The 15950-nt window shown below is 34.7% G+C and carries 17 protein-coding genes; 8 read left to right on the forward strand and 9 right to left on the reverse strand.

The features are described 5' to 3' along the window. Nucleotides 1-41: 41 nt before the first annotated feature. The 9 genes from B4N66_RS15465 to B4N66_RS15505 all read right to left on the reverse strand — a co-directional run bounded on the left by B4N66_RS15465 (nucleotide 42) and on the right by B4N66_RS15505 (nucleotide 8007). Complete coding sequence (locus B4N66_RS15465) at nucleotides 42-470, reverse strand: hypothetical protein (RefSeq protein WP_291096031.1); 429 nt, start codon at nucleotides 468-470, stop codon at nucleotides 42-44. 80 nt (nucleotides 471-550) lie between these two features. Continuing rightward, a complete protein-coding gene (sucD, locus tag B4N66_RS15470) occupies nucleotides 551-1423 on the reverse strand; it encodes a succinate--CoA ligase subunit alpha (protein ID WP_291096033.1) in 873 nt (290 codons plus the stop codon). Nucleotides 1424-1533: 110 nt separating this feature from the next. Beyond that, complete coding sequence (locus B4N66_RS15475) at nucleotides 1534-1896, reverse strand: nuclear transport factor 2 family protein (protein WP_291096035.1); 363 nt, start codon at nucleotides 1894-1896, stop codon at nucleotides 1534-1536. A 1-nt stretch (nucleotide 1897) separates the two neighbouring features. Next, complete coding sequence (locus B4N66_RS15480; protein WP_291096037.1) at nucleotides 1898-2827, reverse strand: UDP-3-O-(3-hydroxymyristoyl)glucosamine N-acyltransferase; 930 nt, start codon at nucleotides 2825-2827, stop codon at nucleotides 1898-1900. A 43-nt stretch (nucleotides 2828-2870) separates the two neighbouring features. Further along, nucleotides 2871-3437, reverse strand: coding sequence for an elongation factor P (efp, locus tag B4N66_RS15485; protein WP_248433998.1), 567 nt, complete (start codon nucleotides 3435-3437; stop codon nucleotides 2871-2873). Between the two features lie 82 nt (nucleotides 3438-3519). Continuing rightward, the gene (lpxA, locus tag B4N66_RS15490) at nucleotides 3520-4305 is read right to left on the reverse strand and encodes an acyl-ACP--UDP-N-acetylglucosamine O-acyltransferase (RefSeq protein ID WP_248433999.1); all 786 of its coding nucleotides are present in this window, start codon (nucleotides 4303-4305) and stop codon (nucleotides 3520-3522) included. 10 nt (nucleotides 4306-4315) lie between these two features. Then, nucleotides 4316-5713, reverse strand: coding sequence for a bifunctional UDP-3-O-[3-hydroxymyristoyl] N-acetylglucosamine deacetylase/3-hydroxyacyl-ACP dehydratase (locus B4N66_RS15495; protein WP_291096169.1), 1398 nt, complete (start codon nucleotides 5711-5713; stop codon nucleotides 4316-4318). After that, nucleotides 5713-6738: a UDP-3-O-(3-hydroxymyristoyl)glucosamine N-acyltransferase gene (gene lpxD / locus B4N66_RS15500; protein WP_291096040.1), complete on the reverse strand. Its 1026-nt coding sequence runs from the start codon at nucleotides 6736-6738 to the stop codon at nucleotides 5713-5715. The genes B4N66_RS15495 and lpxD overlap by 1 nt, the downstream gene beginning before the upstream one ends. A 24-nt stretch (nucleotides 6739-6762) precedes the next feature. Then, nucleotides 6763-8007 carry an HD domain-containing protein gene (locus B4N66_RS15505; RefSeq protein ID WP_291096171.1) on the reverse strand — a complete coding sequence of 415 codons (1245 nt, stop codon included), beginning with the start codon at nucleotides 8005-8007 and terminating at the stop codon, nucleotides 6763-6765. Between the two features lie 125 nt (nucleotides 8008-8132). Here B4N66_RS15505 and B4N66_RS15510 point away from each other — a divergent pair, with 125 nt between their 5' ends. The 8 genes from B4N66_RS15510 to pepT all read left to right on the forward strand — a co-directional run bounded on the left by B4N66_RS15510 (nucleotide 8133) and on the right by pepT (nucleotide 15894). After that, a complete protein-coding gene (locus B4N66_RS15510) occupies nucleotides 8133-9686 on the forward strand; it encodes a bifunctional response regulator/alkaline phosphatase family protein (RefSeq protein WP_291096042.1) in 1554 nt (517 codons plus the stop codon). Between the two features lie 236 nt (nucleotides 9687-9922). Next, the gene (gene tsaE / locus B4N66_RS15515) at nucleotides 9923-10327 is read left to right on the forward strand and encodes a tRNA (adenosine(37)-N6)-threonylcarbamoyltransferase complex ATPase subunit type 1 TsaE (RefSeq protein WP_291096044.1); all 405 of its coding nucleotides are present in this window, start codon (nucleotides 9923-9925) and stop codon (nucleotides 10325-10327) included. A gap of 263 nt (nucleotides 10328-10590) precedes the next feature. After that, entirely contained in the window at nucleotides 10591-11784 is a 1194-nt protein-coding gene (locus B4N66_RS15520) for an alanine dehydrogenase (protein ID WP_291096046.1), read from the forward strand. 38 nt (nucleotides 11785-11822) lie between these two features. Continuing rightward, nucleotides 11823-12206, forward strand: a complete 384-nt coding sequence (locus B4N66_RS15525; protein WP_291096047.1) for a DUF4258 domain-containing protein — start codon at nucleotides 11823-11825, stop codon at nucleotides 12204-12206. A 5-nt stretch (nucleotides 12207-12211) separates the two neighbouring features. Beyond that, on the forward strand, nucleotides 12212-12649 hold the full coding sequence (locus tag B4N66_RS15530) for a GNAT family N-acetyltransferase (protein ID WP_291096048.1): 438 nt from the start codon (nucleotides 12212-12214) through the stop codon (nucleotides 12647-12649). Between the two features lie 346 nt (nucleotides 12650-12995). Continuing rightward, nucleotides 12996-13649, forward strand: coding sequence for a DUF4279 domain-containing protein (locus B4N66_RS15535; protein WP_291096051.1), 654 nt, complete (start codon nucleotides 12996-12998; stop codon nucleotides 13647-13649). A gap of 151 nt (nucleotides 13650-13800) precedes the next feature. Next, the gene (locus tag B4N66_RS15540; RefSeq protein WP_291096052.1) at nucleotides 13801-14424 is read left to right on the forward strand and encodes a hypothetical protein; all 624 of its coding nucleotides are present in this window, start codon (nucleotides 13801-13803) and stop codon (nucleotides 14422-14424) included. Nucleotides 14425-14652: 228 nt separating this feature from the next. Continuing rightward, nucleotides 14653-15894 carry a peptidase T gene (gene pepT / locus B4N66_RS15545; RefSeq protein WP_291096054.1) on the forward strand — a complete coding sequence of 414 codons (1242 nt, stop codon included), beginning with the start codon at nucleotides 14653-14655 and terminating at the stop codon, nucleotides 15892-15894. Nucleotides 15895-15950: the final 56 nt, after the last annotated feature.

A 15950-nucleotide genomic window follows, 5' to 3' on the forward strand; every position in this document is an offset into this window, starting at 1 on the left:
TTCTTACTCAGAAAACCTTTTATCAATTTTGACTAAATCTTTTAAAAAGCCACATTCCACCTCGGTAACTTTCCATTTTCCTTTAAAAATAATTGCAAAATCTGAGCTTCCGCAAAAGTTGGAATAACTTTGGTTTTGTTGTTATAGGTTTCATACCAAAACACTTCCACTGCTTCTATTTTTTCTAGTTGTAATTGTGTTTTCCAAGAATATTTACGAGCGGTTTTAGCAAATTGATGTCCGTTTACGATTTTATCATACAAGCCTCCGTTTTTGGTTTTCAAAGTTCCATCATTTTGAACTGTTCCGGTAGAACCAACCATGATTAATTCTTTATTCTCTTCTTGAATAGCATAAACCAAAAAAACGCCACTGGCATCATTTGGTGCATTGCAAACCATTTCCAAATCATCGTTTGATGAAAATTGAAAACTTCCACTATTTTTAAATTTGCTTACTTCTTTATACATTTTTATTCTTCTATTTTATATTGAAAAAAAATAAGCCCTGACTAATCAAGGCTTATCATAACTTTATATTTTTTGGATGATTATCCTAAAACTTCTTTTACTTTTTTACCAATCTCAGCCGGAGAATCTACTACGTGAATTCCACTTTCTCTCATAATTCTTTTCTTCGCTTCTGCTGTGTCATCTGCACCACCAACGATAGCACCTGCGTGACCCATTGTTCTTCCTTTTGGAGCGGTTTCACCTGCGATAAAACCAACAACCGGCTTGCGATTTCCGTCAGCTTTAATCCATTTTGCAGCATCTGCTTCTAATTGACCACCAATTTCACCAATCATTACGATACAATGTGTTTCAGGATCATTCATTAATAATTCTACTGCTTCTTTGGTTGTGGTTCCAATGATTGGATCTCCACCAATTCCGATAGCAGTTGTAATTCCCAAACCTTGTTTCACAACTTGGTCAGCTGCTTCATAGGTTAACGTTCCAGATTTTGAAACGATTCCAACATTTCCTTTTTTGAAAACAAAGCCCGGCATAATACCAACTTTTGCTTCTTCCGGAGTGATTACACCCGGACAGTTTGGACCGATTAAACGACAGTTTTTAGTTTTAATATAAGCGTATGCTTTTATCATATCTGCCACAGGAATTCCTTCTGTGATAGTGATAATTACTTTAATTCCGGCATCGGCAGCCTCCATAATGGCATCGGCAGCAAAAGCGGGTGGTACAAAAATGATAGTTGTGTCTGCTCCTGCTTTTTCAACAGCATCTTTTACTGTGTTGAAAACAGGACGATCTAAATGCGTTGTTCCTCCTTTACCCGGAGTAACTCCACCAACTACATTTGTTCCGTATTCAATCATTTGTGAAGCATGAAATGTTCCTTCGCTTCCTGTAAATCCTTGAACAATTATTTTTGAATCTTTATTAACTAAAACGCTCATGATTGTGTTTGTTTGTGTTTAATTTTCGAGTTACAAAAGTAATTCTTTCGATTACTTTTTTTATGCTTTTTTATATTTTTTTTTGCAAAATTACTATACAATTTATTTTTTTAAGGTAATTGGCTCATTTGATAACCTCGAAACAATTTTCCGTCAACAATTTCCCAAATCACAAAAAAATAAGCTAATCGATTGATTTGGTTAGGATTTTCAATAGTAGTCCCAAAATGAGTGTAATGCACAGAAACTAAATTATCTTCCGCTAAAATTTGATGAATTTGAACCACAAATGTTTCATATCCAATCTTTAAATCATTCGCCATTTGTAATAATCCGTCACGGTCTTTTTTGAAAAAACCCTTGCTGCTGTTCCATTCCAGAACAACTTCGGGGTGTAAAAAAGATTCTAATGTTTTGCTGTTATACAAAGCATCCGAATTATAAAACGATTGAACTAATTCTTTTGGGTTCATCTTATTTTAGTTTTTCAATTATCTCCGGTATTCGTTTAATATTAGCCAATTGTTTCAACTTTTCACGTGATTCTTCAATTGGTGTTCCGAAATAGGTTTTTCCTCCATCAACTGATTTTGTCACGCCGGTTTGTCCCATAATTACAGCCTTAGAACCAATTGTGATTCCGCTTGTTGTGCCTACTTGCCCCCATAAAGTTACTTCATCTTCGATGATTACGCAACCTGCAATTCCGGTTTGTGCTGCAATTAGGCATTTTTTTCCGATAACGGTATCATGACCAACATGTACTTGGTTATCAATTTTTGTTCCGGCACCAATGGTTGTATCGCCTGTTACGCCTCTATCAATGGTGCACAAGGCTCCAATTCCAACATTATCTTCAACCACTACTCGACCTCCGGAAAGTAATTGATCAAATCCTTCTGGTCTTTTTTTGTAGTAAAAAGCATCGGCACCTAAAATAGTTCCTGCTTGAATAATTACGTTATCGCCAATTACACAATGATCATAAATGGAAACATTTGCGTGGATGAGACAATTTTTACCGATTTTCACATGATTTCCAATAAAGCAATTCGGTTGAATTACAGTTCCTTCGCCAATTTGAGCAGAAGATGAAATCGATACATTTGAATAGGTAAACGGTCTGAAATGATTCGTTAACTTATTAAAATCACGAAAGGGATCATCAGAAATCAACAAGGCTTTTCCGTCAGGACAATCCACTTGTTTATTAATTAGAACAATAGTTGCTGCCGATTGAAGAGCTTTATCATAATATTTCGGATGATCAACAAATACAATATCCCCGGGTTCAACCACATGAATTTCATTCATTCCCTGAACCGGAAAATTTTCATCTCCCACAAATTCACTTCCAATAATTTGAGCTATTTCTTTGAGCGAATGCGTTTTTGGAAATTTCATAAAACTTGAAATTTGTTATTGAAATTGATATTGATTTTTAAAATTATTCTTTTACACGCTCCATATAAGCACCCGAAGCTGTATCAATTTTAATTTTATCGCCTTCGTTGATGAATAAAGGAACGTTTACACTTGCACCTGTTTCTACTTTAGCTGGTTTTGTTGCGTTTGTTGCGGTATTTCCTTTTACACCCGGTTCTGTATAAGTTACTTCCAAAATAATTGAAGCCGGCATATCAACTGACAAAGGTAAATCGGTTTCTGTATTAATTTGAACCATTACGTTTGTTCCTTCTTTCAATAAATCCGGAGCATCTAACACATCTTTATTCAATGTAATTTGCTCAAAACTTTCTGTATTCATGAAATAAAACTCAGTTCCTTCTGAATATAAAAACTGGAATGTATGCGTTTCCACACGAACTACATCAATTTTATGTCCTGCAGAAAATGTGTTGTCTAACACTTTTCCGTTGGTTAAACTTTTTAATTTGGTACGAACAAAAGCAGGACCTTTTCCTGGTTTTACGTGAAGAAATTCAATAATTTTATAAATATCGTGGTTGTGTTTGATACATAATCCGTTTCTAATATCTGAAGTACTTGCCATTCTTGTTTTATTTTAATTTTAATTTGTTTGTTATTTTTTGTTAGGAAATACTATTACCTATCACCATTTACCTATTACCTTTTTAATAAACTCCTGTATAACCCTTCATTACACCTCGTGAAGAGTTTCTGATAAACTGAAGAATTTCATCACGTTCCGGCGAAGCTGCCATTTCTGCTTCTATAATGCTCACTGCTTGTGATGTATTATAATTTTTTTGGTATAATATTCTGTATATTTCTTGAATCTCTCTGATTTTTTCAGATGTAAATCCTCTTCTTCGTAATCCAACTGAATTAATTCCAACATAAGAAAGTGGTTCTTTTGCCGCTTTTGTAAAAGGCGGAACATCTTTTCTTACCAACGAACCTCCTGAAATCATTGCATGATCACCAATGTTAATGAACTGATGAACAGCAGCCAATCCGCCAATAATTGCAAAATTACCTACGGTAACGTGGCCGGCTAAAGCCACTCCGTTAACAATAATGGCGTTATCACCAATATGGCAATCGTGAGCTACGTGAGCAGTTGCCATAATAAGACAATTTTTTCCAATTGTGGTTTGGCCTGAAGCAATGGTTCCTCTATTGATGGTTACACACTCTCGAATAGTAGAATTATCACCAATAATTGCAAGTGAATCTTCTCCACCAAATTTTAAATCTTGCGGAACCGCTGAAATTACAGCTCCGGGAAAAATATTGCAATTCTTACCAATTCTGGCTCCTTCCATTATGGTTACGTTGGATCCAATCCAGGTTCCTTCGCCAATAACTACATTATTATGAATGGTTGTAAAAGGGTCAATTACTACATTTCGTGCAATTTTTGCTCCTGGGTGTACGTATGCTAAAGGTTGATTCATAGTTTAGTTGTTAGTTCTTTTTGGCAATTTGTGCCATTAGTTCGGCTTCTGCAACCAATTTTCCATTGGCATACGCATTGGCTTGCATGTGACAAATTCCGCGACGAATTGGTGTAATTAAATCACATTTAAAAATCAATGTATCACCCGGTAATACTTTATGTTTGAATTTTACATTATCGATCTTCATAAAATAAGTAAGGTAATTTTCAGGATCCGGAACAGTACTTAATACCAAAATTCCGCCTGTTTGAGCCATTGCTTCTACAATTAAAACACCCGGCATTACCGGAGCATCGGGAAAATGACCTATAAAGAATGGTTCGTTCATGGTCACATTTTTCAAACCTACAACATGTGATTCTGATAATTCAAAAATTTTATCAATCAACAAAAACGGTGGTCGGTGTGGCAACATGGCCATAATTTTATGAATATCCATCAATGGTTCTTGATGCAAATCATATGTTGGAACCTGATTTCGTTGCTCTATTTTAATAATTTTTGCAAGTTTTTTTGCAAATTGTGTATTTACAAAATGTCCTGGTTTATTGGCAATTACTTTTCCTTGAATTCTTGTTCCAATCAGGGCTAAATCACCAACAACATCCAGTAATTTATGACGAGCTGCTTCATTTGGATAATGCAATGTCAAATTGTCTAAAATTCCGTTTGGTTTTACCGAAATTTTATCTTTTCCGAAAGCAGTTCTTAAATTTTCCATAGTTTCTGTTGAAATTTCTTTGTCAACATAAACGATAGCATTATTTAAATCACCTCCTTTTATTAATCCATTATTTAACATGGATTCCAACTCATGCAAGAAACTGAATGTTCTGGCATCAGCAATTTCCTTTTTAAAATCGCCAATATTTTTTAATGTCGCATTTTGAGTTCCTAATACTTTTGTACCAAAATCAACCATTGCAGTTACTTGATACGAATCAGAAGGCATTACTAGAATTTCACTTCCTGTTGCTTCGTCTGTATATGAAATAACTTCTTTAACAACATATACTTTTCTATCCGCATCTTGTTCAACCACTTCTGCTTGTTCAAGTGCTTCAACAAAATATTTGGATGAACCATCCATAATTGGTGGCTCAGAAGCGTTTAGCTCAATAATAAGATTATCAATATCGCATCCAACGCAAGCTGCTAAAACATGTTCTGAAGTTTGAATTTTAACCGCATTTTTTTCTAAATTGGTTCCACGTTGTGTATTTACCACATAATTTGCATCTGCTTCAATAATTGGATGACCTTCTAAATCCACTCTTACAAATGAAAATCCGTTGTTAACCGGAGCGGGTTTGAATGTCATAACAACTTCCTGACCGGTGTGTAATCCTACTCCTTTTAAAGTAACTTCGTTTTTTATGGTTTTTTGTTTAACCGATTGTACCATCATTCTTTAGTTATTGTTTTTTTTAATACTTCTAAATCGCTTACAATTTTTGGCAAATTTCTAAAATGTACATATGATTTGCTGTAATCTCCATAATTGAAGGATGGTGAACCCTGTACTGTCTCTCCGTCTTTGAGATTTTTACCTATTCCGGATTGAGCTTGGATACGTACTCCATCACCTATAACAATGTGACCAGCAATTCCTACTTGACCGCCAATCAAACAATTCTTTCCTATTCTAGTTGATCCTGCAATTCCTGTTTGTGCTGCAATTACAGTGTTTTCACCAATTTCGACATTGTGAGCCACATGAATTTGATTATCAAATTTTACACCTCGTCTTATAATTGTTGAACCTAACGTTGCTCTATCAATTGTTGAACAAGCTCCAATTTCTACATCATCTTCAATTATAACATTGCCTATTTGTGGAATTTTATCAAAACTACCGTCTGCCATGGGTGCAAATCCAAATCCATCAGAACCTACTATTGTTCCTGAATGTATAGTGCAATTGTTTCCTATTTCCGTTTCCGAATAAATTCTTGCACCGGCGAAAAATACGCAATTATCACCAATTAAAACATTATCTCCGATAAAACTGTTGGGATATATTTTTACGTTTTTACCGATTTTTACATTTTTACCTATATAGCAAAAACTCCCTAAATATAATCCCTCACCATAGGTAACTCCTTCTGAAATAACGGAAGGTTGCTCGATACCGGATTTCATTAATTTTACTTGATTATAATATTCCAGTAATTTTGAAAAAGACTTGTAGGCATCTTCTACTTTTATTAATGTTGCCGAAATTTCGTGTTCCGGCTCAAAAGAATTATTTACAATAGCAATGGATGCCTTGGTGCTATATATGTAATTTACGTATTTTGGATTGGCTAAAAAAGTAAGCGAACCTTCGGATCCCTCTTCAATTTTAGACAATTTATAGACTTCTACATTGGGGTTACCAACGACTTCGCCTTCTAATATGTTTGCTATTTGTGCTGCAGTGAATTTCATTCTGACAAAAATATAAAAAACTACCTAAAATTTGTTAATTTCTTCAAGTACTTTTGGAAAACAAATGTAGTATTTGGTTACGGGTTTTGAGAATGCTCTCGAATTAAGTTGATCAGAAGAAATTACGATATCTTCTACAGTCCTGTCTTTTTTAACAATTTTAATTGGTTGCGACTCTTTATTGTAACCTAGTGTCTTTATTTTTCCTTTAAAAACAAAATAATCCATTTCTGACATAGAGATAGGATATTGTTGCAATAACTGTTCTTTATATGTTGTTAATACTTCTCTATCAAACTTTTCATTGCTCACTCTAATTTTCAGTAAATCTCTGTTGATAATCATTTTACTTAAACAACTCAGTACAAAATCGTCATGATATTGCCATGATTTCATCGCACTCATGATATCAAAATCGTCTAATTGCGAAAATTTTTCTAAAATTTCAGTAGTAAAATCTTCTTTTTCAATTTTATTACTCAAGAAAAATGAAAGTGGTTTTGATGCATCCAAAACAATTCCTTTTTGAGAAAGTTCTTTGGCTCTTTTTAATGCTTTAGTAAGAATTAGTTCTGCCACCAAACTGGTTTTATGCAAATAGGCTTGCCAATACATCAATCGTCTGGCCATAAGAAATTTTTCGATGGAATAAATGGCTTTTTCTTCCACAACCAACACATCATCAATCACATTTAACATCTGAATTAATCGGTCGGAATTGATATTTCCTTCGGCCACACCGGAATAAAAACTATCTCTTTTTAAATAATCCATCCGATCCATATCCAACTGACTTGAAATCAATTGAAGCATGAATTTTCTATGATATTCGCCTTTAAAAACCTGAATTGCTAAACTTAACTTCCCATCAAATTCCTCGTTAAGCTGATTCATAAATAACAGGGAAATTTCTTCGTGATGCACATTTTCAACAATACTTTGCTCCAAAGCATGCGAAAATGGTCCGTGACCAATATCGTGAAGCAAAATGGCAACATAAAGTGCTGTTTCTTCATCTTGCGAAATTGAAATTCCCTTAAACCGCAATACTTCAACCGACTTCTGCATCAAATGCATCGCTCCCAAAGCATGATGAAAACGAGTATGATGAGCTCCGGGATAGACCAAATATGACAATCCCATTTGAGAAATTCTTCGCAATCGCTGAAAGTATGGGTGCTGAATTAAATCGAAAACCAATTCATTCGGAATACTAATAAAACCGTAGATTGGATCGTTAAAGATTTTTAATTTATTGGTTCGACTCACAAAGTTAGAATTGGATTGCAAATATACTGATTTTGATTTTGTATTAATCAACGATTTTTTTACAATAACTTTAATACTTCCTACGTTCGATAATTGTTAAATTGCACCAAATAAAAAACACCTTTATGGACAAAATAAAAATTCTTTGGGTAGATGATGAAATTGATTTACTTAAACCACATATTCTTTTTTTAGAAAATAAAAATTATGCCGTGACCACGTGCAATAATGGTCGTGATGCGGTTGATATATTTGAAGAAAACCAGTTTGACATTGTCTTTTTGGATGAAAACATGCCCGGAATGAGTGGTTTAGAAACCCTTTCGGAAATGAAAGAGAAAAAATCGGCTGTTCCTGTGATTATGATTACCAAAAGCGAAGAAGAACATATCATGGAAGAAGCCATTGGTTCTAAAATTGCTGATTATTTGATAAAACCGGTTAATCCCAATCAAATTTTGTTGGCTTTAAAGAAAAATTTAGATCATTCCCGTTTAATTACCGAAAAAACGACGTTGGATTATCAGAAAGAATTTCGAAAAATTGCGATGGACTTAGCGATGGTAAACTCTTTTGAAGATTGGACTGAACTGTATAAAAAATTAATTTTCTGGGAAATTGAATTAGAAAACATAGAAGACCAAGGATTAATTTCCATCTTAGAATCTCAAAAAGTGGAAGCCAACACTCAATTCGGAAAATTTATTGAAAAAAATTACGAAAAATGGTTTGAAGATAAAGCAGATAAACCGGTTTTATCACACAAATTATTCAGAGAATATGTTGTTCCGGAAATCGTAAAAAAAGATAAACCTATTTTGTTTGTGGTGATAGACAATTTGCGTTATGACCAATGGAAAGCTTTTGAAAGTGTAGTTAATAATCATTACAAACCCGAAAAAGAAGCCGCTTATTACGCCATGTTGCCAACTGCTACACAGTATGCAAGAAATGCTATTTTCTCAGGTTTAACGCCATTGGAAATGGAAAAACAATTTCCTCAATATTGGCGAAATGATGTAGAAGACGGTGGAAAAAATCTTTACGAAGGCGAATTTTTAGAAGCTCAATTAAAACGATTAGGCCTACACATTAAAAGTGAATACTATAAAATCACCAATTTTAAAGACGGTAAAAAGTTAGTTGATAATTTCAAAGGTTTAAAAAACAACGATTTAACTACCATTGTTTATAATTTTGTAGATATGCTTTCGCACGCCAAAACCGAAATGGAAGTGGTTAAAGAATTGGCTTCCAATGACAAAGCGTATCGTTCGTTAACACTAAGCTGGTTCAAGAATTCTCCTCTGTTGGAAATGATTCAAATGGCTCAACAAATGGGTTTCAAACTCATTTTAACCACTGATCACGGGACCATAAATGTAAAAAACCCATCAAAAGTGATTGGTGATAAAAACACAAGTTTGAACCTTCGTTATAAAACCGGACGAAGTTTAACCTACGAAGACAAAGATGTTTATGCGGTAAAAGACCCGAAAAAAATCGGTTTACCCTCCATCAATATGAGTAGTTCTTTTATTTTTGCCAAAAATGATTTATTCTTGGCATATGTAAATAATTACAATCATTATGTGAGTTATTATCGAAATTCGTATCAGCATGGCGGAATTTCATTGGAGGAAATGATTGTGCCGTTTTTGGTTTTTAATCCGAGGTAAAGTCAGTTGTCGGTTGTCAGTTGTCGGTTGAAAACAGTAGAAATTTAGCAGGAACAAATCTATTTAAATCAGTTATAGTGAAGCTATCAAAAATCTGTGAAAATCAGTTCAATCAGTGAAAATCTGTGTGCTATTATCTAACCCCTCTCCAAAGGAGAGGGTGATTGGAACCCATAAAATTTGCTAATTTTGCAATTTGAATCAAATTCTGTGTACCACAAAAAGTGAAAACTAAAATGCAATACCAATTCAATTTAAGCGAAATAGAATTCATCGCTCAAAAAATAATAACCTCAAACCCCGAAAAAGTAATCCTTTTTAACGGGCAAATGGGTGCCGGAAAAACTACCTTCATCAAAGCACTTGCCAAAGCACTAGGTGTAAAAAATCCAACCTCCAGTCCTACTTTTTCGTTGGTTAACGAATATGAAGCTAATGAAGGATTGGTTTATCATTTCGATATGTATCGTCTAAAAAATGAAATGGAAGCCCTTGATTTCGGTATCGAAGATTATCTCTATTCCGGACATTGGTGTTTTATCGAATGGGCAGAAAAAATTCCGAACTTAATTCCTGACAAACATAATGTCATTACTATAGAAATTTTGGAAAACGGTTATCGAAAATTAATTTTAAACTAATTTATAGTTCAACTCAACTTGAAACTTGAAACTTAAAACTTAAAAATAGAATACGGATTAAACAGATTTGCTTTGCAAAACGCGGATTTTCACAGATTTTGAGAGCTTCTATAATAGATAAAAAACGGATTCGTCGGTGAAACATTTTCTTTTCAGCACGAATCAACTTGAAACCTGAAACCTTAAACTTTTCAGAAAAAAAATATCTCTTTTAAATTCCAAAATAATTCCTAACTTAGACACTAATTTTTACAATTTGATTTATGCCCATAACACCTTTCTCCAAACAGCAATTACTTCCGCAGGAAGAAAAATTGGAAATTGCCCGACATAAAAGCGAATTATTTATCGGAATTCCCAAAGAAACTTCTTATCAAGAACGTAGAATTTGCTTGACACCGGATGCAGTAAATTCACTAGTGTCGCATGGTCATCGAGTAATGTTGGAAGCCGGAGCAGGAGAAAGTGCGAGTTATTCCGACAAAGAATATTCCGATGCAGGAGCAGAAATTACACAAGATCCAAAAAAAGTTTTTAGTTGTCCGATGATTTTGAAGGTAGAACCACCTACTTCTGCAGAAATCGAAATGATTAATCCCAATACAATTGTTATTTCTGCCATTCAATTAAAAACTCGTAAAAAAGAATATTTTGAAAAACTAGCTAAGAAAAGAATCACCGCTTTTGCGTTTGAATTCATCAAAGATGACGATGGTTCTTACCCTGCCGTAAAATCACTAAGTGAAATTGCCGGAATAGCCTCAATTCTCATTGCCTCAGAACTAATGATTAACAACCAATTCGGAAAAGGCTTGCTTTTCGGAAATATTACTGGCGTTGCTCCTACCGATGTGGTTATTATCGGTGCCGGAACCGTAGGCGAATTTGCCGCCAAAACCGCTCTTGGCATGGGAGCAAATGTAAAAGTTTTCGACAACTCTATTACCAAACTGCGTCGTTTACAAAACAATTTAAAACATCCGATTTTTACCTCCACCATTCAACCGAAAGGACTTTTAAAAGCGTTACGTCGTTGCGATGTAGCCATTGGTGCCATGCGTGGACAAAACCGTACTCCTATTGTGGTCACCGAAACCATGGTGGAACACATGAAAAAAGGAGCTGTCATTGTCGATGTGAGCATTGATACAGGAGGTTGTTTTGAAACGTCAGAAATCACAACACACGAAAAACCTACGTTCATTAAAAACAACGTAATCCATTATTGTGTACCGAATATTCCATCTCGCTATTCTAAAACTGCATCGTTGTCGATTAGCAATATTTTAACTCCTTATCTAATTCAAATTGCGGAAGACGGCGGTGTAGAAAGTGCCATTCGTTGCAACCGAGGACTCAAAAACGGACTCTATTTTTATCACGGCATTTTGACCAACAAATCTATTGGCGATTGGTTTGATTTACCCAACAGCGATATTAATTTGATTGTGTTTTAGCGAATTTGTTCGTACTTTTGCCGCATTAAAACTTAGAAATGAAATTCTATCAACGTCTTGCCTTTTTCCTGTTCGGTTTATTAATCGGAGTCATTTTTCTTATTTATTTTCTAGGGGCTAAAGCCGATGCAAGAGGCGTAACATTCTGTTATTTACCCAATTGTCGTGTGTTGAAAGACATTCGTACAAAACCGTTTCATTACTCCGAAGAAGCCTCAGCAGTATTGGCGGAAACGTGGATTGATACGATTGATATCAAAAACACACTAACGCATGGCGATGTAGATTTTGACTTAAGCAACGTAAAAGAAGGAGCCGCCAAATTATATGTCATCGAAGGCAAAACAGTCAACCAAGTTCCAATTACGTTAGAAGTGCTGAACTTTGAGAAAAAAGCCGTTTTAAAATCCATCAAAAAATAGCGAACATGAACTGCCTCATTCGTCCCGTTACCCAAACCGATTTTGAGGCCGTTTATCAATTCATCAACGAATTAGAAGACTGCGTTTTTCCAAAAGAATCGCAACGTGTCATCTTTCTCGAAAACCTCGCCAATTCCAAACACATTTTTCTGCTAGCCGAAATCAATCAAATTGCGGTTGGTTTCCTCAGTTGTCATGTGCAAAACCTCATCCATCACGGTGGTTTGGTAGGCGAAATTCAGGAAATGTTTGTAGATGCCAATTACAGAAGTCTTCACATTGGTAAACAATTGCTCGATGAATTAAAAACGATTGCCAAGCAAAAAAATATCCTTCAAATTGAAGTCACCTCCGGCTTTAAACGAGAAAAAGCCCACGCATTTTATGAACGTGAAGGATTTCCGCATACGCACAAGAAGTTTGTATGGAAATGTGACGATTAGTCAATTCTTTAGAAGCTAATCCCGCTTTTCACTACAAGCTTTTGCTCAAAAACCTTTTTTTCTAAGGTTCGGCAGGAGCTTCCGTTGGTCGCTCTGCCAAACCAAGAAAAAATAGGTTTTCTTCCCAAAAGGCTTTCCGCTGCAACCTGCCTGCCGGTAGGCAAGGTCGGGGCTAAAAGATTGTATTTCAAAACAAGAATTAATGAATAAAGTCGCTTTGATAATTTGTAAGATTTATTTATTAAATTTGAAAAAATAAATCTGACGATATATCAGACATATACACCCAATTTGGGGTAGATAAGTCTGATTTTGTCAGACGTATAAATAAGTTAGCAGTAATAGTATGACAGACCAACAAGCCATAGAACTTATTGAAAAGGAATTCAAGGAAAAGACACTTGGAGTGACAGAGCAGTATCTTGAAATTCACAGTCCAATTTATGCCGACAACAAATTGAAAGTTGACCGTATTGACCGTGATAGAAAAGACGAAATAATTATTGCATACTTACCTGTACTTGACGAAAGATTTTATTTTGCAGTTTATATTGACACAAAGACGAACGAAGTTACTGGTGTTGATACTGAAGCATATCATCGTGTTTATTTCATAGCGACTTCAGAAATATTATCTGCGGACACTTTAAAAGCAATGACACATTTGAAACCAACTGAATATTGGAGTAAAGGCGACCTCAGAAAAAGCGGAAAGTCAAATCATACGTTTAGTTGTCTAAAATTTTTACCTAATCCAGAACCTGACGAATTTGAAGACAAATTAAAAAAACTGCTTAATTTATTGGAGCAAGATAAGATTGGCATAAAACAACTTGCTGAAAAAGCAAAAGGTTTTATATCGGTTGCAATGGACATTCATAACGGCAACGGAATGATTGGCGGACATACAATTGACATTAACGACATAAGGAGAATGAACGAATTAGGACTTTCAATCAGTTTTGACCTTTATGTTGGTGGAAATAACTTTATATCATAAAACTACTACTGCTAACAGCGGTTTTGCAAAAGCGGGGGTTTTGTGCTTTTTTAGAAAGCTTTGTGCTATATTTATAATTTGGGAATATCAAGAAAGTAAGTGCTAGAAATCCCCGCCTTCGCAAAGCCGCGAAACGTTACCATCAACCTGAATGAACGAACTTTTAGAACTAAATAGAAAATTTCTGATTAAAAGCTATTTATGGATAAGCGGAATTCTGACAATCGGATTTTCCATCTTTCTTTACTTCTTTCATTCTGAAATTTCAGCTAATTTGATTTTTATAATCTATTCACTGACTTTAGTTGTTTTGCCATTAATTGTTATTGGAACTTGGACAATGGATTGGTTTAGAAAAAGGAAATATAAAAATCGTATTTTAACTCAAAAACCCTACTCTGAACTGGAAAAAATCGGATTTAATAAAAAAACGATTAAACCAAATCACAATAGTTTAGTTGACTATGTCGCAGTTGGTGAAATTAATGGTTGCGAAATGGTTTTCGACATAGACATAAACAAATCAAAAATTGCGGAATTTCAGATTTATGGATTTACTAACCATTTGAACAGTTCGGAATTTTCTAAAAAATTAGCAGAACTCAAATCGCACAATATTGATTTTAGCTATTTGGGATTTACAAAGAAAATTAACACAAAGAAAGAGCGATTGAACACAATTCAAGAATTAGAAAAAATTCTGACTGAATTTACTAATATTGCGAAAAAAATAAAATACGAACCGATTCCAATATCGGAATGGAAAAAAATATAAAACGGAATAAAAGCTTGTTGGCAACACCGTGTATAAACCATTGCTTGGTCTGTGTTTCTTTGGAAAATCCTCGCGGATTTTCCAAAGAAGTTTTGTACTTTTAATGGTTTGTGACGAGACACGCAACGGCTCATACATGAGAAACGTTAACTATAAAACTTACCATTGTTAAATTCCCATCAATGCGTATCTTTGTTGTAATTATTTTACATTAAATCACCTTATTTTATGCAACATATCATCGACCGGTTCATCAGCTATGTCATCATTGATACTGAATCTGATCCGAACTCAGAAACGACACCAAGTTCAAAAAAACAATTGGTTTTAGCCAATAAATTAGTCGAAGAACTCAAAGAAATTGGTCTCTCTGATGTCACCATCGATCAAAATGGCTATATTATGGCTACTTTACCAAGCAATGTAGAACATGAAGTTCCGGTGATTGGTTTTATTTCGCATTATGACACGACGCCAGATTTCACAGGTGCAAACGTGAAACCGCAAATCATACAAAATTATGATGGAAAAGATATAGTGTTGAATGCTGAGCAAAATATCGTATTATCTCCCTCCTATTTTAAAGATTTATTACAATACAAAGGCCAAACCATTATCACTACAGACGGTACAACGCTTTTAGGTGCTGATGACAAAGCCGGAATTACGGAAATTGTTACCGCAATGGAATTTCTAATCAAGAATCCGGAAATTAAACACGGAAAAATTCGGGTTGGTTTTACACCGGATGAAGAAATTGGTCGTGGTGCTCATCATTTTGATGTTGAAAAATTTGGAGCAGATTGGGCTTATACGATGGATGGTAGTCAGATTGGTGAATTGGAGTATGAAAATTTCAATGCTGCCGGAGCAAAAATTACATTCAAAGGAAAAAGCGTTCACCCGGGTTATGCGAAAGGAAAAATGATTAATTCGATGTTGTTGGCTTCCAAATTCATATCTAAACTACCAAAAAAAGAAGTGCCTGAGGAAACGAAAGATTATGAAGGATTTTTTCACGTAACCGGAATTACCGGAAGCATTGAAGAAAGCACGGTTTCGTTAATTATTCGTGACCATGACAAAAAATTATTCAAAAAGAGAAAAGAGTTTTTGCATGATTTGACGGCTAAATTCAATAAAAAATTTAAAAAACAATTTGGTGAAGATATAGCCATTATTGAAATCAAAGACCAATATTATAATATGAAAGAAAAGGTAGAACCGGTTTTTCATATTGTAAAAATTGCCGAAAAAGCAATGAAAAAATTAGATATCAAACCGCTTATTAAACCTATTCGTGGCGGAACAGACGGTTGCCAGCTTTCCTACAAAGGTTTGCCATGTCCGAATATTTTTGCGGGCGGACACAATTTTCACGGAAAATATGAATATGTTCCGGTGGAAAGTATGCAAAAAGCGGTGGAAGTGATTGTGAAAATCGCTGAGTTAACTGCGGAGAAGAAATAAATTTTATGTTTTAAGTTGCCGCTGATTTGCTGATTTTATTTATTTTTAATCTGTAA

The sequence above is a fragment of the Flavobacterium sp. UBA2787 genome, from assembly GCA_002352205.1.
Taxonomy (GTDB): domain Bacteria; phylum Bacteroidota; class Bacteroidia; order Flavobacteriales; family Flavobacteriaceae; genus Flavobacterium.